Origin of the sequence: Streptomyces niger, from assembly GCF_000718305.1 — a bacterium.
In the GTDB taxonomy this organism is placed as follows: domain Bacteria; phylum Actinomycetota; class Actinomycetes; order Streptomycetales; family Streptomycetaceae; genus Streptomyces; species Streptomyces niger.
The window spans coordinates 281,273-302,257 of sequence record NZ_JOFQ01000002.1 but is presented as its reverse complement, the minus strand read 5'-3'; the positions used below and the strand labels follow the sequence as shown (position 1 = coordinate 302,257).

At 71.7% G+C, this 20,985-nt stretch carries 13 protein-coding genes; 10 read left to right on the top strand and 3 right to left on the bottom strand.

Going from position 1 to position 20,985, the window contains the following annotated elements; translation table 11 throughout:
* Positions 1-101: 101 nt before the first annotated feature.
* Entirely contained in the window at positions 102-1,052 is a 951-nt protein-coding gene (locus tag IF20_RS05140) for a hypothetical protein (RefSeq protein ID WP_052863743.1), read from the top strand.
* A gap of 19 nt (positions 1,053-1,071) precedes the next feature.
* Here the strand turns inward: IF20_RS05140 and IF20_RS05135 are convergent, their stop codons facing one another.
* The gene (locus tag IF20_RS05135) at positions 1,072-2,694 is read right to left on the bottom strand and encodes a cell division protein PerM (RefSeq protein WP_052863742.1); all 1,623 of its coding nucleotides are present in this window, start codon (positions 2,692-2,694) and stop codon (positions 1,072-1,074) included.
* Between the two features lie 75 nt (positions 2,695-2,769).
* Between IF20_RS05135 and IF20_RS05130 the strand changes: the two genes are divergently transcribed.
* Positions 2,770-3,681, top strand: coding sequence for an RNA polymerase sigma factor (locus tag IF20_RS05130; protein ID WP_052863741.1), 912 nt, complete (start codon positions 2,770-2,772; stop codon positions 3,679-3,681).
* Between the two features lie 113 nt (positions 3,682-3,794).
* Here the strand turns inward: IF20_RS05130 and sucD are convergent, their stop codons facing one another.
* Both sucD and sucC read right to left on the bottom strand, forming a co-directional pair.
* Positions 3,795-4,679: a succinate--CoA ligase subunit alpha gene (gene sucD, locus IF20_RS05125; RefSeq protein WP_052863740.1), complete on the bottom strand. Its 885-nt coding sequence runs from the start codon at positions 4,677-4,679 to the stop codon at positions 3,795-3,797.
* Between the two features lie 21 nt (positions 4,680-4,700).
* Complete coding sequence (gene sucC, locus IF20_RS05120; RefSeq protein ID WP_052863739.1) at positions 4,701-5,879, bottom strand: ADP-forming succinate--CoA ligase subunit beta; 1,179 nt, start codon at positions 5,877-5,879, stop codon at positions 4,701-4,703.
* Positions 5,880-6,587: 708 nt separating this feature from the next.
* Between sucC and IF20_RS05115 the strand changes: the two genes are divergently transcribed.
* The 8 genes from IF20_RS05115 to IF20_RS05080 all read left to right on the top strand — a co-directional run bounded on the left by IF20_RS05115 (position 6,588) and on the right by IF20_RS05080 (position 20,971).
* On the top strand, positions 6,588-8,486 hold the full coding sequence (locus tag IF20_RS05115; RefSeq protein WP_052863738.1) for a phage tail sheath family protein: 1,899 nt from the start codon (positions 6,588-6,590) through the stop codon (positions 8,484-8,486).
* Between the two features lie 39 nt (positions 8,487-8,525).
* Positions 8,526-9,050, top strand: a complete 525-nt coding sequence (locus tag IF20_RS05110) for a phage tail protein (RefSeq protein ID WP_030254205.1) — start codon at positions 8,526-8,528, stop codon at positions 9,048-9,050.
* Between the two features lie 84 nt (positions 9,051-9,134).
* Complete coding sequence (locus tag IF20_RS05105; RefSeq protein WP_052863737.1) at positions 9,135-9,890, top strand: T4 family baseplate hub assembly chaperone; 756 nt, start codon at positions 9,135-9,137, stop codon at positions 9,888-9,890.
* Positions 9,883-10,617, top strand: coding sequence for a hypothetical protein (locus IF20_RS05100; RefSeq protein WP_052863736.1), 735 nt, complete (start codon positions 9,883-9,885; stop codon positions 10,615-10,617). The genes IF20_RS05105 and IF20_RS05100 overlap by 8 nt, the downstream gene beginning before the upstream one ends.
* Positions 10,618-10,681: 64 nt before the next feature.
* Positions 10,682-11,704, top strand: coding sequence for a DUF4255 domain-containing protein (locus tag IF20_RS05095; protein WP_052863735.1), 1,023 nt, complete (start codon positions 10,682-10,684; stop codon positions 11,702-11,704).
* A gap of 32 nt (positions 11,705-11,736) precedes the next feature.
* The gene (locus tag IF20_RS05090) at positions 11,737-13,800 is read left to right on the top strand and encodes an ATP-binding protein (protein ID WP_052864045.1); all 2,064 of its coding nucleotides are present in this window, start codon (positions 11,737-11,739) and stop codon (positions 13,798-13,800) included.
* The gene (locus tag IF20_RS05085) at positions 13,791-14,129 is read left to right on the top strand and encodes a hypothetical protein (RefSeq protein ID WP_234426508.1); all 339 of its coding nucleotides are present in this window, start codon (positions 13,791-13,793) and stop codon (positions 14,127-14,129) included. The genes IF20_RS05090 and IF20_RS05085 overlap by 10 nt, the downstream gene beginning before the upstream one ends.
* Positions 14,126-20,971 (top strand): eCIS core domain-containing protein, encoded by a 6,846-nt coding sequence (locus tag IF20_RS05080; RefSeq protein WP_052863734.1) that lies wholly within the window; start codon positions 14,126-14,128, stop codon positions 20,969-20,971. Before IF20_RS05085 ends, IF20_RS05080 begins: the two co-directional genes overlap by 4 nt.
* Positions 20,972-20,985: the final 14 nt, after the last annotated feature.

Here is a 20,985-nt window from a genome sequence, read left to right as displayed (position 1 = left end):
TGATCTCTCGGAAGATCCGTGGAGCACATGGGATTCGTGGTGACCCGCCGCCGGACTGACGGCCCGGCGAACGGACGAGACAAGGGGAAGACGCACCTCAGATGACGGACCGACGCCGCCGGGCGGCCCTCCTTCTCCTCCCGATGCCCGCCACCGCTCCCGGGGTGGCGCTGCTGCCGCGCGAGCACAAGCCGTCGTCCTCGTCGGAGGGAGAGGACCGGGGCCGTGAGGACCGGGGCCGTGAGGGCCGGGACGGCGACCAGGACAACCCCTTCGCCGCGCCGCCCGCCGGCACGCCCGACCAGGAGTGGCGACCCCGCCACGCGCACTCCGGGCACCACGGCGACGACGGTTCCGAGGGCTCTTCGGGCGAGCAGGGCGGCGAACAGGGCTGGGGCAGCCAGTGGAGCAGCCGCCAGCCGGGTCGCCAGAGCGGCGGATTCGGCAGCCGGCCCGGCCGCGGCGGCCCGGAGGGCCCGAACGGCGCCGGCGGTCCCGGCGGCCCCGGCCAGACCGGACTGCGCTGGGACCCGACCGACCCGGCCCAGCGGCGGGCGCGCTACGCCCTGCTGTCGGGCATGTGGGCCTTCTTCTTCGCGCTCTTCAGCCTCCCCGAGATCGCCCTGCTGCTCGGCGCGCTGGCGCTGTACTGGGGCATCAGCTCGCTGCGCGCCAAGCCGCGCCCCGGCAAGCCGGGCGGGGCCAAGCCCGGCAGGGCGAAGGCCACGGCCGCCGACATCTCCGGCGGGGTGCCCAGCGGTCCCGCGTACGACACCGACACCACTCCGGCCGCCGGCCCGCCGCACGCGACCGCCGGCAACACCGCCACGCCCGCGACGTACGGCGGCGGCCGGCCGCAGACCACCGCGGCGCTGAGCGGGCTGGTCACGGCGTGCCTGGCGCTGGCCATCGTGGCCGCGGGCTTCACCCTCCAGCTCGTGTACAAGGACTACTTCACCTGCGTCAACGACGCGCTCACCCAGTCGGCGCGGCACTCCTGCGAGAAGCTCCTCCCGGAGCAGCTGCGACCGATCCTGAGCGTCCAGGAGTAACCGGGGCGGCCCGTACCGCCTAGTCCCGACCGGGGCCGCCCGGTCCCTCGGGTGCGCGCGCCCTGTCCGCGCTGCGGGTGCCGTCCGACCTGCGGGCCCTGCGTTCCGCCCGGGTCACCGCGCGTTCCTGGGCGGCCGCCCGGGAGGCTGCCGCCGAGCGTTCCCGGCGTGCCGCGCGGGCCTTCCGGCGCTGCGCACGCCCTGCCCGGTGCGCCCGGAACCCGGCCAGTGGGGACCGGCCCAGCCCGCGCCAGAGGTACCACTCGCGCAGGAGCAGCGCGCCCGGGACGGCGACGGCCGCGGTCCAGCCGGCCGCCGCCGCGCCCGTGAGCCACCAGCTCGGGCCGAGGTGCCGGAGCGCGGCGGTGCCGAGTGCGCCGCCCGCCGCGCCCGACAGCACGGCGGCCCCCGCGCCGCACCACAGGGCGGCCGACGCCGCGACCGTTGCGGTGGCGCGGCGGTTCCAGCGCAGCAGCCGGGCCGTCGCGGCGCGTGCCCGGCGCTTCCCCGCCGGCCCGTCGCCGCTGTGCCGCGCCGCTTGCCGCACTCCGGCCACCGCTGCGCGCGCGGGCCGGGCCGCGTACCGGGCGGCGACCGCCCCCGCCACGACGGGCCCCGCCACCACCGCCCAGGTCAGCGGCGACCCGGCGCCTTCCTGCGGGACCGCGCCCAGCAGCGGGAAGGGCGGCAGCCCCGCCGGGTGCGCGGTGGCGCCGAGCGGTCCGACCACGCTGCCGGCGCCGAGCGTGAAGCCGGGCCCCAGCGCGTACGCGGCGCCCCAGACCGCGGCGTTGGGCAGCAGCAGGAGGCAGATCAGTACGACCGTGCCGCGGCCCGGCCAGTCGGGGGCGAGCTGGAGGAGGCCGTGGCGTACGGCGCCCGCGTGCCACACCGCCCCGGTCAGGAGGAGCAGCGCGCCCGTGGCGAGCAGTACCGCGCCGGCCGCACTCGCGGCCCGCAGCGCGGCGGCCCGCAGCGGCCGGGCGAATGCCGCGCGCAGGGCCGGTGGCAGCGCGGACCGGAGCCGGCGGAGGCGGCCGGACGCCGGCAGCGCCGCGCGCAGCCCGATCGTGCGTGCCGCCACCACCGCGACCGTGCCCACCGCGGTGAGCGGCACGAAGAGCAGCGCGCTGAAGGGGTCGACGCGCAGCGGTCCGGTCGCGGCGTAGGCCACGGCGACCGCGGCGACGAGCAGGTATCCGCCGAGGAAGCGGCCGAGTACGGCGCCGGGGGCCGCCGCGCGCGGCCCTGTGGAGCGCGCCTGCCGGGCCGCCGGTCCCTCGGCCGCCCCCGACAGGGCGTGCTGGGCGCACCGGTACAGCAGCCACACGGGCACGGCGACGAGGAGCAGCGGCGTCAGGCCCACGGGTACGGCGGTGGTGCCGGGGCCCGCGCTCCGTACGAGGTCCGCACCGTGCGCGAGCAGCCAGACGTCGGCGGCGACGTGCAGCGCGCCGGCGGGGCCGCCGGCCGGGGCCGGCGCGGCGATCCACAGCAGGAGGACGGAGACGGTGCAGACGCCGAGGCCCAGTCCGGCGGTGACCATGCCCACGAGGAAGGCACCGACGCGGGTGGTGACGCGCGGTACCGGGGCGCCGTCGGACGGGGCGGCCGTCGGGTCGCTGTCGGTCAACTGGCTCACGCCGCCATGCTCCCAACAACACCCGTTTCCACCACGCAGCGGGCGAATTCCGGCCGTGTCGACCAATATACGTTTATGGGATTTACAGCCCGTAAGGCGCAGGAGATCCGGAAGGTCGGGAAGAGCCGGCAGGCCCCGAGAACCCGGACGGCACCCCGGCCCCGGAGAGTCCCGCGGACCGCAGAGGCCGGCCCGCCGCCGGACGCCGCGCACACCGACGCGCGGTCCGGCCCGCCGTCCCCCACCGCGGCCTTCGACGCGCTGTACGACCGCCACGCGCCGTCCCTCGCCCGCCAGGCCTTCCTCCTCACCGGCCGGACGCGGCTCTCGGCCGAGGCGGTGGAGCGGGCGTTCCAGCTGGCCTGGGAGTGCTGGCCGGAGGTGGCCAAGGACCACGATCCGGCGGGGTGGGTGCGGGCCGCGGCCCACGAGTACGCGCTCTCCCCCTGGCACCGGTTCCGCCCGAGCAGCTTCCGCTCCCCCGCGCGGGCCGCGGGGAGCGGACGGCCCGACCCACTGCTGACCGCCCTGCTGCGGCTGCCCGCGCCGTACCGCCGCGCCCTGCTGCTGCACGACGCGGTCGGGCTGGGGCTGGCCGAGACCGCGGCCGAGGTCGAGGCGAGCACGCCGGCGGCGGCCGGCCGGCTGGCCCACGCCCGCCAGGTGCTGGCCGGGCACCTGCCGGAACTGGGGCTGGACGGCGCGTCGCCGGCCGGGCAGCGGGCGATCCTGTGCGAGCGGCTGGCCGGTCTGACGGCGGCGCATCCGGTCCGGATGCCGGCGGCCCGTGCCGTACGGACGGGCGGCGAGCGCAGCACCCGGCGGCGGACGCGAGGCGCGATCGGGCTGACCGGACTGATCGTCGCCCTCACCGTCACGACGTTGTGGACCGGCGGCGGCGAGCGGTACGTCCCGCCCCCCGGCCGGCCCGGCGTCCCCGCGGCCGGCGACCCGCAGGCCGAGCACGGTCCCCGGCACCACCGGTAGGCGGTACGCGGCCGGATACGACGCGGACCCGTACACCCCCCAAGGGAGTACGGGTCCGCGTATGAAGCTACGCGCGCGTCACGTCAGGGACGCAGCGCCGCGCCGCGCCGGATTCAGCCGGCGAGCAGCTCGCGGGCGAGCTTGGCGGTCTCGGTCGGGGTCTTGCCGACCTTGACGCCGGCGGCCTCCAGGGCCTCCTTCTTCGCCTGGGCGGTGCCGGAGGAGCCGGAGACGATGGCGCCGGCGTGGCCCATGGTCTTGCCCTCGGGCGCGGTGAAGCCCGCGACGTAGCCGACGACCGGCTTGGTGACGTTGGCCTTGATGAAGTCGGCCGCGCGCTCCTCGGCGTCGCCGCCGATCTCACCGATCATGACGATCAGGTCGGTGTCGGGGTCGGCCTCGAAGGCCTCCAGCGCGTCGATGTGGGTGGTGCCGATGACCGGGTCGCCACCGATGCCGACGGCCGAGGAGAAGCCGATGTCCCGGAGCTCGTACATCATCTGGTACGTCAGCGTGCCGGACTTCGAGACCAGGCCGATGCGGCCGGGCTTGGTGATGTCGCCCGGGATGATGCCGGCGTTGGACTGACCGGGGGTGATCAGGCCGGGGCAGTTCGGGCCGATGATGCGGGTCTTGTTGCCCTTGGCCTTCGCGTACGCCCAGAAGGCGGCGGAGTCGTGCACCGCGATGCCCTCGGTGATGACGACCGCGAGGGGGATCTCGGCGTCGATGGCCTCGACCACGGCGGCCTTGGAGAAGGCCGGCGGCACGAAGAGGACGGACACGTTGGCGCCGGTCTTCTCCATGGCCTCGGCGACCGTGCCGAAGACGGGGATCTCGGTGCCGTCGATGTCGACGTTGGTGCCGGCCTTGCGCGGGTTCACGCCGCCGACGATGTTGGTGCCGTCACCCAGCATGAGCTTGGTGTGCTTCATGCCCGTGGCACCGGTCATGCCCTGGACGATGACCTTGCTGTCCTTGTTGAGGAAGATAGCCATTGTTCTGGAGTCCCTCTTCCCTTACTTCGCAGCCGCGAGCTCGGCGGCCTTGTCGGCCGCGCCGTCCATGGTGTCCACGCGCTGGACCAGCGGGTGGTTCGCGTCCGACAGGATCTTGCGACCCAGCTCCGCGTTGTTGCCGTCCAGGCGGACGACCAGCGGCTTGTTGACGTCCTCGCCCTTGGACTTCAGCAGCTCCAGGGCCTGGACGATGCCGTTGGCGACCTCGTCGCAGGCGGTGATGCCGCCGAAGACGTTGACGAACACGGACTTCACGTCCGGGTCGCCGAGGATGATCTCCAGGCCGTTCGCCATGACCTCGGCGGAGGCGCCGCCACCGATGTCGAGGAAGTTGGCGGGCTTGACGTTGCCGTGGGCCTCACCGGCGTACGCGACGACGTCCAGGGTGCTCATGACGAGACCCGCGCCGTTGCCGATGATGCCGACCTCGCCGTCGAGCTTGACGTAGTTCAGGCCCTTGGCCTTGGCGGCAGCCTCGAGCGGGTTGGCTGCGGCCTTGTCCTCCAGGGCCTCGTGCTCCGGCTGGCGGAACTCGGCGTTGGCGTCCAGGGACACCTTGCCGTCGAGGGCGATGACGTCACCGGAGGCGACCTTGGCGAGGGGGTTGACCTCGACCAGGAGCGCGTCCTCGGCGACGAAGGTCTCCCAGAGGGTGACCAGGACGTCGGCGACCTTGTCGGCGACCTCGGCCGGGAACTGCGCCGCGGCCACGATCTCCTGGGCCTTCTCCTTGGTGACACCCTCGTTGGAGTCGACCGGGATCTTGGCGAGCTTCTCGGGGGTCGTCGCGGCGACCTCCTCGATGTCCATGCCGCCCGCGACCGAGGCCATGGCCAGGAAGGTGCGGTTGGTGCGGTCGAGGAGGTACGAGACGTAGTACTCCTCGGCGATCTCCGGAGCGGTCTCCGCGATCATCACCTTGTGGACCGTGTGGCCCTTGATGTCCATCCCGAGGATGTCCGTCGCGCGAGCGACGGCCTCGTCCGGGGTCGCGGCAAGCTTCACGCCGCCGGCCTTGCCGCGGCCGCCGACCTTCACCTGCGCCTTGACGACAGACTTGCCGCCCAGCCGCTCGGTCGCCTCGCGGGCCGCCTCAGGCGTGTCAATGACTTCACCGGCCAGCACCGGTACACCGTGCTTGGCGAAGAGGTCCCTCGCCTGGTACTCGAACAGGTCCACGCGCGTCCGTCCCTTTGCTTCTCAAATAGCCACGAGTCGTGGTGATCGCGGTTCGTTGTCTGCGCGGGCGTGCCGCGAAGGGCAGGGTGACAACGCAGTCACAGCAAGGGCGTACATCGTCAGCCGGTACGCGGCAGGTCCGTCTCGCAGGTTATCCCCGCGGCACCGGCCCTTCTAAATCGCAGATCACACTGCGGCGGTGATTACTGTCACAGATCACGCGGACGGAGGCGCGCGTCACAGCCCCGCCCGGACGCGGCCGAAACTCGACGGTGTCCCCGCACGGGGTCCTCACACGGAGTACACCCCTCCGCCGCGGACCTCCCTCCCGGACGCCCGTACGCGTGTCCGCTATGCACCGGGGCGAGCGGCTCGCGCCGGTACGGCCCGCACATTCGCCGCAGCCGCCCGTCCACCACCTCGACACGGCCCACACAAGTCCTTCGCAAAAGCTGACCGGAACGCGTCCTTGACCCTCCAACTCGCTTACTTGGAGACTGCGTTGAGCACTTACGCATCAGGAGTCACAGGCCCGGCCGTCGCCCACGGCCGCCTGGTCCCGGCCGGCCGACCCCGGCGGGACAGACGGGGGAGAACTGATGAGTAGGCGTGGCCGCATAGGGGTGCGGTGGCGTCGCTTGGCCGCCTCCTCCCCCTTCCGCCCTCTTGGTGCCTCTCACTCGGTGCCTGACAGGGATTGGAGGGGGAATGCCGACAAACGCGACCTATCCCGGCGTCTACGTCGAAGAGCTTCCCAGCAGCGTCCGCAGCATCACCACCGTCACCACCTCGGTGACCGCCTTCGTGGGACACACTCGCCGGGGCCCGCTCAACCATCCGGTGCGCGTCACCAGCTTCGCCGACTTCGAGCGCCGCTTCGGCGGCCTGACCTCGAAGAGCCCGCTGAGCTACGCCGTGCACCAGTTCTTCGGCAACGGCGGCACCGTCGCGGTGATCGTCCGGACCGTGAAGGCCGGCACCGGCGAAGAGGCCTGCGTCACTCTGGAGTCCACCGAGGGCCACAGCGAGTGCCCGGTGCTGGAGGTGCACGCCAAGGAGCCCGGCCTCTGGGGCAACGGCCTGCGCGTGGCCGTCGACCACGACACGCCCGCCCGTCGCCCGACCACCACCCCGGCAGGAGGCGCTTCGCGCCGCACCTCTCATGGTGAGGAGACGTTCAACCTCCAGGTCCTCGACGCCAAGGGCACCGCCCGCGAGTCGTACGGCAACCTGTCCATGGACCCTGAGAGCGGCCGGTACGCCGAGACCGTGATCAACGCCGGCTCCCAGCTGATCCGCGTCAAGGTCCTCGACGAGGGGCGCCCCGACCCCTCCGGCACGGTCTCCAAGCCGTTCGCGCACGAGCTGCCCGACCTGGCCGTCGACCTCACCGTCAAGATCGGCGAGGTCGAGCGCGAATTCACCCTCTACGACCCCGACCAGGACGGCGAGGCCCCCTGCACGGTCACCGAGCTCGCCCTCCTCCTGGAGCGCAAGCTGCGCGCGCTGCCCGACGCGCCGGGCAAGCACGCCTACGCCGGCGCACAGGTCACCGCTTTCGGCCGCCGCCTCCAGGTGGTCGCCGGGTCCGCCGACCCCGAGGACGTGGTGCGGTTCGTCGGCGAGTGCGCCAACGACCTGGGCCTGGAGGCCTCGGTCAACCCGCCGGTCTTCCCGCTCGCCGGCGGTGTCGACGGCGACGTGCCGGGCCCGCGCGACATCATCGGCAGCGAGGCCCGCAAGACCGGTCTCCAGGCGCTGCGCGACGTCGACGACGTGAACCTGCTCTCGCTGCCGGAGCTGTCCGGCTACGAGAACACCGAGGACATGGTCACCGTCCTCTCGGCCGCCGAGCGGCTCTGCCAGGAGCGGCGCATCTTCCACCTCGTCGACGCGCCCTCGACCTGGGGCTCCGTCGACTCGGCGCGGGCCGGCATCGGCGCCTTCGAGTCCGTCCGCGGCAACCACTCCGGGCTCTACTTCCCGCACCTCCAGCTCACCGACCCGCTCACCGGCCGGCTCCGCACCTTCCCGCCGTCCGGCGCCATCGCCGGTGTCATCGCCCGTACGGACAGCGGGCGCGGCGTGTGGAAGGCGCCGGCGGGCACCGAGGCGCGCCTCGCGGGCGTGCACTCCCTCTCGGTCAAGCTCACCGACCGGGAGAACGGCCTGCTGAACCCGCTGGGCATCAACTGCCTGCGGACCTTCCCGATGGTCGGCCCGGTGGTCTGGGGCGCGCGCACCCTCCAGGGCGCCGACGCGCTGGACAGCGAGTGGAAGTACGTACCGGTCCGCCGCCTCGCGCTGCACGTCGAGGAGTCCCTGCTGCGCGGCCTCCAGTGGGTGGTGTTCGAGCCCAACAACGAGCAGCTGTGGCAGCAGATCCGGCTCAACGCCTCGTCGTTCCTGCACGGGCTGTTCCAGCAGGGCGCCTTCAAGGGCGGCACGCCTCGCGAGGCGTACTTCGTGAAGTGCGACAAGGACACCACGACCGCCGAGGACATCGACAACGGCATCGTCAACGTCGTCGTCGGCATCGCACCGGTCAAGCCCGCGGAGTTCGTCATCGTCAAGATCCAGCAGATGGCCGGGCAGTTCGAGCTCTGACCATGAGGAATCAAGGAACGAAGGAACCGAAGGAATCCGATGGCTGAGTTCACAATCAACGCCCATCGCTTCGACCCGTACAAGAACTTCAAGTTCCTGGTCCTGTGGGACGGTCGGACGGTCGCGGGCATCAGCAAGATCTCTCCGCTCAAGCGCACCACCGAGGTCGTCAAGCACCGCCACGGCGGCGACCCGTCCTCCCCGCGCAAGTCGCCGGGCCGCTCGGAGTTCGAGGGCATCACCCTGGAGCGCGGGGTGACCCACGACCCGGAGTTCGACCGCTGGGCCAACAAGGTCTGGCAGGTCGGCGCGGGTCTGGGCTCGGAGGTGTCGCTCGCGGACTTCCGCAAGGACATCGTCATCCAGGTCCTGAACGAGGCCGGCCAGGTCGCCGTCTCGCACAAGATCTACCGGGCCTGGCCGAGCGAGTACCAGGTGCTCGGCGAGATGGACGCCAACGCCAACGCGGTGGCGATCCAGAGCCTGAAGCTGGAGTGCGAGGGCTGGGAGCGGGACTACGAGGTCGAGGAGCCGCAGGAGCCCTCGTTCACCCACCCCGCCTGATCGACGGAGCGGACGAACCACCTCGCGTACGCGGTGCACACCGCGTACGCGAATCACCCTGAGCACCACCGGACGAGGTGAGGAATGGCGGTCACCGGGCCCGCTGAGCTGCTGGCCACCTGGGAGGCCGGACTGGCCCTCCAGGGCGGCGGCCGAGCCCTGCTGCTGCACCGCGCCGCACGCCCCGAAGCCGGCACCGACGCACTGCTGTCGGTGCCGGCGGGCGAGCGCGCGGCGGACCTCTTCGCCCTGCGTCACGCGCTGTTCGGCGCGCGCATGCAGGTCAAGCTGGCGTGCGCGGACCCGGAGTGCGGCGCGGCGATGGAGTTCGAGCTGGACGCGGCCGAGCTGGGTGCCGTCCGGCCGCGGGTGCCCGAGGAGGGCCTGCGGGTCGCCGAGGGCGGCTGGTCGGTGACGTTCCGGCTGCCCGCGGTCGCCGACCTCACCGAGGCCGCGGCCGCCGCGGTGGACGCCGCGGACGCCAGGCGGCTGCTGGGTGCCCGGTGTGTGCTCACCGCGGTACGGGACGGCCGCGCGGCCGGGCCCGAGGAGCTGGAACGGCTGCCGGAGGCGGTCCTCAAACGCTTCGCGGAGGCGGTCGAGGAGGCCGACCCGGGGGCCGAGGTGGCCTTGAACATCGCCTGCCCCGAGTGCGGCGCGACCACCCCGGCCGAGCTGGACATCGCCACCTACCTGTGGACCGAGCTGGACGCCTGGGCCCGCGACGTGCTGCTGGACGTCCATCTGCTCGCCTCCGCCTACGGCTGGAGCGAGCCCGAGATCCTGGCGCTCAGCCCGCTGCGGCGCCGCTACTACCTGGAGCTGTGCGCCGATGTCTGACGACTACTTGGGGCGGCTGGTCGCCCGGCACGCGCCGCCGGACCAGCCCGGCGGTGGTACGGACGCGTACCGGCGTACGCGCGTGCAGCCGAGGCTCCCCGGCCCCTTCGAACGCATCGAGGCACTGGGCGGCGCGCCCGCGGAGCCGCACGCCCCGGCCACGCGGTCCCCGCACGCGCAGCTGACCGCCCCCGCCGAACAGGTCGTCGTCCAGCGCGAGATCAGGACCACCGAACGGGAGACGGCCGTGCTGCGGCCCGAGACCGCGCGCCCGGACACCGCGCTCCCCGCCGAACGGCCCGTACGGCCGACGGCCCCGCTGCTGCGGCCCGCCGCACGGCCGGAGCCGGGGCCGCGGCCCGCCGCACCCGAAGGACAGCGTCCCGGAACGCGGCGTACGGGCGGCCGTCCGGAGGAGCCGGGGGCGCCCCGGCCGGCGGCCACGCCGGTACGCGCGGACACGGACGCCACCCCGCGCGCCGTGACACCCGCGCTGCGCCCCCGTACCGAGGTACCGGCGGCCCGCGACGCGGCGCGCGCGGCTGCCGCAGGCCGGCGTGCACAGCGCCCCGCCGAGCGCGTGGTGCACGTACAGATCGGCCGCCTGGAGGTCAGCGCGGCCGGTGCGGAACGGCCGGCGACGGGCACGCGGGCGAGCCGTACCGACCGCCGGGGACCGGCCTTGAGCCTCGCCGACTACCTCGCGCGCGGGGAGAGGACGAGCTGACGGTCATGGACGAGCTGACGGTCATGGTCACGACGACTTCACGGACTTCACGGGGACTGAACTCATGAGCAACGCACTCGCCGTCGCGACGGTCACCCAGGCCCTTGCGCTGCTGATCGAGCACAACCTGCACCCCGAGATCGACATGGCCGTCTCGGTGGAGACCCGCAAGCCGCCGGCCGAGCCGGCCCTGGACCCGACGATCACGGTCTTCTGCTACCAGGTCACCCACAACCCCTCGATGCGCAACAACGACCTGGTCACCCGGGCCGCGGACGGCACGCTTCTGAAGCGGCCCGCCGCCGCGATCGACCTGCACTACCTGATCAGCGCGTACGGCGAGGAGACGGAGCTGGTCGGGCAGCGCCTCATCGGCAGCGTGGTGCGCACGCTGCACGAGATCCCGGTACTGCCCAAGGAGCTGATCGAGGAGGCGTGCCGGCGGCCGTACCTGGTGGGCAGCGACCTCGCCGAGTCCCTCCAGCGGGTCCGCTTCACGCCGACCCAGATGGACGTCGACGAGACCTCCAAGCTCTGGGGCATGCTGCACAACACCCCGTACTCCCTGTCGGTGGTCTACCAGGCCTCGCTGGTCCTCCTGGACGGCCACGAGAAGCCGCTGCCGGCGAAGCCGGTGCGGAAGCCGGACGTCCGCGTGCTGCCGTTCGGGGCACCGGGGGCGCCGGAACGGCCGTCGGCACAGCCCGAGGCGGCCGGGGACGCGCCGGCCGCGGAGAACGCGCCCGCGGAGACGACGCCACCTGTGGAGACGACGCCCCCCACGGACGCCTCCCGTACGGGGGCCGCGCGTGCCGAGGCGTCCGGAGCCGCGAAAAAGCCCGCCGCGGAACGGACTGCTGCCGTGGAGCGGACGGCCGCCGTGGAGCGGACGGCCGCCGCGGAGCAGACGACTGCCGCGGAGCAGACGACTGCCGTGGAACGGACTGCTGCCGCGAAGAAGGCGGCCGGCGGCGCCAAGTCCGGTGCGTCACCCGCGCGTTCGCGCACCCGCACCCGCCCCCGCAAGGCCACCGGCGACTCCGGGACCACGGGCGGTGCGGACAAGGACCAGGGCAAGGAGGGCTGAGGCGAGTGCGCGGAACGGGGGGCACCGAGGACATGGGCGAGCACACGGGGGCCGCGGCGGACGGCGCCGCACTGGCCGCCGCCGTGCGGTCCGTGCTGGCGCGCGTGGACGCCCACGCGGCGCGGGCCGGCGGTACGGGCGCGAGCGCCGGTCCCGGTCCTGGTACCGGGACCGGCGCGGGTACCGACTCCGGGACCGGCGCGGGTACCGACTCCGGGACCGGCGCGGGTACCGGCTCCGGGACCGGCGCCGCCGTCGAGCCCGCCACCGCCACCGCCACCGTCACCGCCACCGCCAAGGTGGCCGCACTCGACGCGCTGACCGCCTGCTTCGGCCTCAGCGCCTTCGAGCGCGAGGTCGTCCTGCTGGCCGCGGCGGCCGAGCTGGACCCGACCACGGACGCGCGCTGCGCCGCGGCCGCCGGTGACCCCACCCGCGCGTACCCGACCTTCTCCCTCGCCCTGGCCGCCCTCGCCGAACCGCACTGGAGCGCCCTCACCCCCGTCGCCCCGCTCCGCCGCTGGCGCCTGGTCGAGCTGGAGGACGAGACCCGCCTGACGACCACCCGGCTCCGCCTGGACGAGCGCATCCTGCACTTCCTGGTCGGTACGCCGTACCTGGACGCCAAGCTGCACGGCCTGCTGCGCCGTACGGCGGCCCCCGCGGCCCTCCCGCCTTCGTACGACGCGGCGGCCGACCGGGTCGCGGCCGGCTGGGCGAGCAGCAGCCCGGACTCGCCGCTCCGCGTCGAACTGGTCGGCGCGGACCTCCGCACCCGCGCCGACATCGCCGCCACCGCGGCCCGCCGCTCCGGCCTCGGCCTGTACTCCATGGCCGCCGACGACATCCCCACGGACGCCGCCGAACGCGACCGCCTGGCCCGTCTGTGGCAACGCGAGGCGATCCTCCTCCCCGCCGCCCTGCTCATCGAGGTCGGCGAACTGGACCGCGACCAGCACGCCGCCGCGGACTCCTTCATCGCGGGCGCGGCCGTCCCCCTCGTCGTGTCGAGCCCCGACCCCCGCCGTACGGAGCACCCCCGCGGCGAACGCGTCACCGTCCCCAAGCTCTCCGACGAGGAGCACCTCACCCTCTGGACCGACGCCTTCGCCGACGTCCCGGAGGTCACCGACCGGCATCTCCAGTCCCTCGTGGCGCAGTTCCAGCTCCCGCCGCACGTCGTCCGCTCGGCCGCCGCATCCGTACGCCGCGACCTGCCGCACTCCGACACCCTCGACGCTTCCGAACTGGCCTGGCAGGCCGGCCTCACCGAGGCCCGCATGGGCCTGGACGAACTGGGCCGCCGCATCGAACCGCGGGCCGGCTGGGACGACCTCGTCCTCGCCGACCGCCAGCTGCGCATCCTCCAGGAGATCGTCGCCCACGTACGCCAGCGCTCCACGGTCTACCAGGACTGGGGCTTCGCGAAGTCCCTCCGCAGCGGCCTCGGCGTCACCGCGCTCTTCGCGGGCGGCTCCGGTACCGGCAAGACCCTCGCCGCCGAGGTCATGGCCAAGGAACTGGGCCTCGACCTCTTCATCATCGATCTCTCCCAGGTCGTCAGCAAATACATCGGCGAGACCGAGAAGAACCTCAGCCGGGTCTTCGACGCGGCGGAGCGCGGCGGCGCCCTGTTGTTGTTCGATGAAGCCGACGCGCTCTTCGGCAAGCGCAGCGAGGTCAAGGACAGCCACGACCGCTACGCGAACCTGGAGGTCAGCTACCTCCTCATGCGCATGGAGGCGTACCGCGGCCTGGCCGTCCTCACCACCAACATGAAGAAGGCCCTGGACTCCGCCTTCATGCGCCGCATCCGCTTCGTCGTCGACTTCCCCTTCCCGGGCGAGAAGGAGCGCGCGGAGATCTGGCGCCGGGTCCTCCCCGCCCAGGCCCCCATGAAGGGCATCGACCCGGACCTGCTCGCCCAGTTGACCGTCGCCGGCGGCTCGATCCGCAACGTCGCGCTCTCCGGCGCCTTCCTGGCCGCAGAGGAGGGCGAGCAGGTGCAGATGCGCCACATGCTCGCCGCGGCCCGCACCGAATACCTGAAGCTGGAACGCTCCTTGACGCCGTCGGAGGTCCACGGATGGGTCTGAACGAGCCCGCTCACGACGGCGTACGGAGAGGGGCGACCCCGGCTGCGGAGGGTCCCGCGCGCTCCTTCCGCATCGACATCGGCGAACTCGTCCTGGACGGCTTCGACGCCCGCGTCGACCCCGACCGCGTCATGACGTCCTTCCAGCGCGAGCTGACCCGGCTGGTCCACGAACGCGGGGTGCCCCTGGCAGCCGACGGCTCCCCGGTCTCCCTCGACGCGCTCGCGGGCCTGCCACCCCTCCCCCGTACGACGTCCCCCGCCCGCCTGGGCGAGGCCCTGGCCCGCTCGGTCCACGCAGGCCTGACCGGACGGGGGGAGGCCCGATGAGCAGCACGTCCCACTCCTCCTCCCAGGACACCAGCCAGTCCGCCGCCGAGAAGCGCCGCAAGCGCCGGGAACGCAACGCCAAGTCCCGCACCCCCGAGCCGAAGGACATCGTCAGCGGCGCCGGCCAGCCGCTGGACCTGAGCGTCCGCCGCGACCTCGAAGAACAGCTCGGCCACGACTTCAGCCAGGTCCGCCTGCACACCGACCGCGACTCCGCCCAACTGGCCGACATGATGGGCGCGGACGCCTTCGCGGTCGGCCAGGACATCTTCTTCCGCGAGGGCACATACCGCCCCGGAACGGCGGACGGCCAGCGGTTGTTGGCCCACGAGCTGCTGCACACGGTCCAGAATCCGCACGGTCTGGGCGCTTTGCGCGCGGGCCGCGACCTGGGCTCCGTATCCCTCCCCCAGGAAACGATCGAACGGGAGGCGGAGTCGGCGGCCCAGTCCTCGGTACTGGGGGCGCTGCAGGAATCCGTACCCGCGGAACAACCAGCCGCCGCCGAGATCGAAGAAGGCCAGGCGACCCCGGGCTGGCTCCGGTACGCGACGGTGGACGCGGACCGGATGCGTCTGGAACAGCTCGACCCGGCAACGCTGGTCGACCGGCTGGCGAACGGCGTCGTGCGGTCGCTGCGCGGCGACCCTGCGGACCTGTCGAAGCGCACCCGTACGCAATTGGCGCGCCTGCCCGACGAGCTGCTGGACGACGTGCTCGGACGCCTGGAGAGCCGGCTGCTCGGTCCGGAGCACGACCGGGTGCTCGACCTGGTCGAGGAGATCGAGGCGCAGGGCGACCACGCGGCCGACACCACCGAGTGGGCGGCTCAGGACGCCCCGGCGGTGGAGCCCGACCTGGCCGACGACCTTCGCATCGAGCGGGAGAGCGAGCACCGCGCGGCCGAGGAGGAGAAGGCCCGCGAGGAGAAGCCCGCGTCGGCCCCCGGGCCCGAGAAGGACCGGGCGGAGGCGCCGCCCGCGCCCGGCAGCACGCCGCGGAACGGTGGCACGCCGCAGAGCGGCAGTACTCCGCAGGGCGGGGGCGCGCCGCGCGGTGAGCGGCAGACCGAGACGGGTGCGGGCAAGGACAGCGGCACTTCGTCCGCCGGGAAGGAGCCGTCCGGGCCGGCCGGAGGGGCGACCGCCGGGAAGGCGGAGCCGCCGTCCGGCACGACGGCCGAGGGCGGCAAGGAAGACGGTCAGAAGTCCGGGGGCTCCCAGGAGGACGCGAAGTCCGGCGAAGGCAGGAAAGCCGACGGAAACGAACAGTCCGGCGAGGACAAGAAGAGCGCCGAGGGCAAGGGCGCTGACGAGAAGAAGAGCGGGGACGACAAGAAGGGCGCGGCAGGAAAGGAGGAGGCCGAGCAGCGGGAGACGGCGGTCTCGAGCAAGGAGGAGTCCGCGGCGAAGAACCGCCCGGAAGCCGCCGAACAGCACGTCGCGGGCCAGCCGGCCAAGCAGGAGGACAAGGCCGGCAGGAACAGGTTCGAGGGCTCCCCCACCACTGCGGGCAAGGGCACCGAGCTGCCCGGCAGGACCAGCCGACTCGACGGCGTACGCAACCAGGACCTCGACGGCCCGGAAGAGGCCGCAGACGACGATCCGTTCGGCGCCGGCAGCGCCTCGGAGGTGGAGGTCGGGGGCGCCGAGAAGAGCGCCTGGGACACCAAGCTCCAGCCGGAGGACTTCCTGCCCGAGCAGGACCTCGATGTGTCCGGGGTACCGACGGCGGAGACCCTCGATTCCGCCTCGTCGGCCACCCAGTCGGTGCCCTCCTTCCCCGCACCGCCGCCGACCAGGGCCGACAAGGTGCAGGCCGAGCGGGACGCCGAGGACGCCGAGGACGAAGCGGTCGAGGCCGAGCCGGAGGAGGCCGAAGCCGAGGCCCCCCTGGAGTCCGAGCCGTCGGTGGAGACCGAGGGCGGGCCCGACGATGCGTTCTCCGGCGACCCGGACGCGGAGCGCATGGCCGACCCCCGGCCGGGCGCGGGCACCCCGTCGAAGGACCCGAAGAGCGGGGACGACCCGAAGGCGGGCCCCGTCGCCGCACAGAAGGCGGTACAGGAGTCACCGGGCAGGGCGGACGGCGGCGGCGAGGAGAAGGAGGCCGCCGCCAAGGAGGAGAAGGGCACCGAGGCCGGCGGCGACAAGGCCAAGGGTGCACAGGAGACGGACTCCCAGAAGGCCGCGGGCGGCAAGTCCGCGGCGCCTGAGACAGCCGGCAAGGGCGAGGAACCGAAGAAGGACGAGCAGAAGAACGACGGCCAGAAGAAGGCGGAGCCGGCCACGGCGGGCCAGGGCAAGGGCGATACGGCGGGCCAGGGCGAGGACAAGGGACAGGACAGCAAGTCTCCGTCGCCCGCGCGGGACACCCATGTCTCCGGCGGCTCGAACGCGGATACGCCGGGCGGTGCGAGCAGCCAGGCGTCCTCGGGGCCGGACGCTCCTTCGGGAGGCGCCAACGCTCAGGAGACGAAGGAACCGGCGGTCAAGGAACCGGCGAAGGCATCGGCGCCCGCGTCCGCACCGAAGGAGTCGCCGCAGCCGTCTCCAGCCAAGAAGGAAGAGCCGGGGACGAAGGATGAGCCGGGCGCCGAGGCCGCCGCGCCCAAGGCGGCTCCCGCGCCCAAGGCGCCGCGTGGCGGCGGTGGGGGCGGAGGCGGCAAGGGCAGCGCACCGGCCAAGGGGAAGAAGAAGGACTCGGGCCCCGCGCCGAACCTCTCCCAGGTGTCCCCCGAAGCGGGCCTGTCCTCGGCCGCCAAGCTCAAGCCCCACAAGGCGCTTGAGGCCATGGGCGGCGTGGGCGGTTCGGTGGACCGTACGGTCGGCGACGAGCACAAGCAGCTCGCCGCGGCACCGCCGAACATGCAGCGCCCGGCAGGCGCGCCGCAGACCCTGGAGGGGAAGCCCAAGACGGACGCCGCGGCGCAGTACTCCCAGGATCCGGCACAGAAGTCCGACGCTCCCAAGGACGAGAAGGCCGAGGTCAAGGGCGAGAAGAAGCCCGAGGGACAGATCGAGGCGGAGAAGGCGGAGGAGCCCGGCGGCTGGGACACCTTCAAGATGGCCCTCGGCTTCGGCGTCGGCTGGGTCGCGGAGAAGCTCGGCTTCAAGGTGGACAAGGAGGAGCTGGCCGCCAAGTTCGCGGGGCTCCCGACGAAGGACGAGGCTCTGAAGCAGGCCCAGGCGGGCAACGCGCCGGGCGTGAACATGCAGGGTGCAGCCGACGAGAAGGCCGGTGAGCAGGACCAAGCGGTCGACGCCAAGGGCCAGGAGGCCGTCACGACGGGCCGTGACGACGCCGGGCGCTCGATGGGCGAGAACCAGGTCTACCCCAACGCCCCCAAGGAGGAGCTGAAGGGCAAGGTGCCCGGCCGCGAGGGCGGCAAGGGCGGGGTGCGTACGGGCAAGGCGTCAACGGGGGCGGTGCCGGCAGAGGCAGCATCGACCGTGGCGGAGCACGACCGGAAGCCGCAGTTCCAGCAGGCGTTCAGCAAGGGCCAGAAGGAGATGTCCGACGGTCGCCAGACCAAGGACAAGAACTTCCGCCAGTCGCAGGCGAAGCACAAGCAGCAGGTCGCCGGCGAGGTGGCCAAGAACACCGCGGAGCAGACGGGCGAACGCGCGAAGGCCCAGTCGGAGGTCACGTCACAGCGCGCCGACTGGCGCACGGAGCAGGACCAGGAACTCAAGAAGCTCGGCACGAAGAAGAGCGAGAAGCGCGACAAGGTCCGCAAGGACGTCAAGGACCGCGAAAAGAAGACCGACGATGACACGAAGAAGGAGAAGGAGGACAGCGACAGAAAGATCAAGGAAAAAGGCAACAAGGCGGAGACCGACGCCAAGAACAAGACCGACACCGCGGCCAAGGACTCGGGCAACTGGCTCACGAAAGCCTTCGACTGGCTCAAGGAGAAGGTTCTCGAAATCAAGAACGCGATCGTCCGGATCATCCGGGAGGCGCGTGACGCGGTCGTCAACTTCATCAAGAACTTCAAGGAGAACGTCGAGCGCTGGATCAACGAGGCCCGCAAGTGGATCGTTGACACGATCAAAAACCTGATCAATGACCTGATCGAGTTCGCAAAGAACATGGTCAAGGCGATCATCGACCTCGCCAACCGCATCAGGAAATTCATCACGGACCTGATCGCCGCGGCGATAGCCCTGGTCACAAAACTGGCGGCACTCCTCAAGAAGATCATCACAGATCTCCTCAACCGCATCGCCAAGCTCCTCAGCGACATCCTGAACGTCCTGAAGAAGATGCTCATGGACGTCATCAAGGCGGTCGTGGACGCGATCAAGACGGTACTGGAGTACGCGTCCAAACTCCTCGGCGCGCTGGGCGAGTTCATGATGATTGCGATCGACTTCATGGACGACCCGGGCGGCTGGCTGAGCGGTGCGAAGAACTCGGCGGTCGACGGCGCGAAGAACCACCTGTTCCGCGAGGTCAAGAACGCGGTCAAGCAGTGGTTCCAGTCGAAGATCGAAGAGATCATCGGCGTCCCAAAGGCGATCATCGACAAGCTCATCAAGGGGGGCTTCACCCTCGAAAAGATCGTGAAGGAGACCTGGGACGCGATCGTCCCCCAGCTCCCCTTCATCATCGGCGAGATCGTCATCACCAAGGTCGTCGCGAAGCTGATCCCCGGCGCCGGCTGGGTCATGGCGGTCATCGACGCCATCCGCACGGCCATCGGCGCCCTGGGCGAGATCCTCCGCGCAATGGGCGCGGTCCTCGACTGGCTGAAGGCCGTACGCCAGGGCGGCGCGGGCATCCTCTTCGCCAAGGCGGTCGCGGCGGGCATCGTCGCCCTCCTCGAACTCGCCTACGAGGCCCTCCTCAACGGCATCGGCAAGTACGTCGCCAAGGTCGGCCGCCGCCTGAAGTCGGTGGCGGCCAAGCTCGGCAAGGGAGACAGGGGCGGCCCGTCGAGAGCCGGCGCGGGCGACGACAAGGGCGGCAAGCGGGAACAGCGCCGCGGCGACAACGACACCCCTCACCCCACCTCCACCCTCCCCAAGCCGGCCAAGGGCACCGGCCCGGACACCCGCCCCAACGCACAGCCCCACCCGAAGGCCGACCCGAACAAGCCCACAACAAAGAGCGGCCCGGACAAGGGCAAGGAACCAGGCCCGGCCAAGCCCAAGGACACGGACCCGTCCCGCCCGAAGGACCAGAACGCCCCGGGCAAGCCGAGGACCGACAAGGACACCCCCGGCAAGCCCAGGGACAGCAGGAACGACGACAAGGCCACCCCGACCAGGCCCAAGGACCAGGACGGCCGCACCACGCCCAAGGACACGGACAAGCCCGGCCGCCCGAAGGACAACAACGAAGACACCCGCCCCACCCCGTCCCCCAAGCCCAAGCCCAAGCCGGAACCCAAGCCCAAACCGAAGCCCGACCCGGAAACCAAGCCGAAGCCCAAGGACGACAAGGACGCTCCCGGCAAGCCCAAGGACGACAAAGGCACCCCGAGCAAGCCGAAGAACGACGACAAAGACCCCACAAAGCCGAAGGACGGCGACAGCAAGAAGCCCCGGGACACCAAGGACGGCGACCGCAAACCCCGCCCCAAGCCCGACCACGACCGCGACCGCCGCAAGCCCCGCCCCAAGCACGACAAAAAGGGCCCCGGCAGAACCCGGCCCAAGGACGACCACCGCGGCCCGGGCCGCCCGAAGACCAAGCCGGAAAAGAACAGGCGCAAGAAAGAGGAAGAGGAGGATTCCAAAGCCGAGCGCTTGGCTAAGATTGTCGCCCGCATCCGCCCCATCATCCGCAAGCGACTGGACGAGGGCTTGGAACCGGCCGCTCACCGGAACCTTCTCGCAGGACTACGTCGCTGGTACCGGCTTACCAGCCTCGCCAAGTCCGGAAGTCCCCATTTCACCGTTATCGCCAAGCTCAATCCACAAGCCCCGGTAACCCCCGGATACACCAAAGCCGAAGACCTCGATACGGACGACTACAAAGAACACACCGACTACCTCAAGAACGAACCGGACCCGGACCTGCCGGCCCCCCGCATACCCGAATTCACAAATGGCGTGCTCGCCAAGAACTTCAAAGCCGAATTCCTCAACGAGAAGTTCGCCAAAGCCAACGGCCAGAAGGCTCACTCCAGGCTGGTCCATGAGCCGATTGGTTTCCGCTACCTCAATAAGTACGACCTCAACACCGACGCCAGTACCCGGTGGGTGCGGATGCACCTGTTGACCGAGAAGCTGGGTGGGCCGTTCCTTGGATCCAACCTCGTACCTGCCCGCAACGTCATAAATAACCCCACTTTCAAGCGGGGCATCGAACGATTCCCCGAGGAGGAGATGCGCCGCAAGGACGACACTCGGGACGACAAACTGCGTATGGTCTGGTACAAGATCGATCTGACCTGGCACACCGGGCCGATCAAGGGTTTCCCACATTCAATCTCAGCTTCCTGGGGAACCTACAAGTTCGATCGCGGTGCCGGAAAATGGGAAGAAAAGCAGCCCGTCAACCGCGGGCCGCTGGCGCTATCTGTCGGACCGCTGGAGAAGCCGCCTCAGCCTCGCGGCCAGAGCAGCTTGGTTCGCGTCAAGCGCGACTCGGTCCGGCGCATGATACGCATGCTCCATATTTCGCCGGCATTCGCCGAAGCGATCGAGTACGTACGCACCCACCTGGGTGACGGCACACCGACCACCGTCAAGCCGGGCAGCACCGCTGAACTCACCCAACGCCTGAGCAATCTTCCGACGGAACGCCAGCAGAAGATCCGTGACTTCGCGGCTGGGATGATGGCCCTTGCCGTAGCCGAGCAAGAGAACCATCTGTCGTACGACGATTAGCCATGAGACCACAG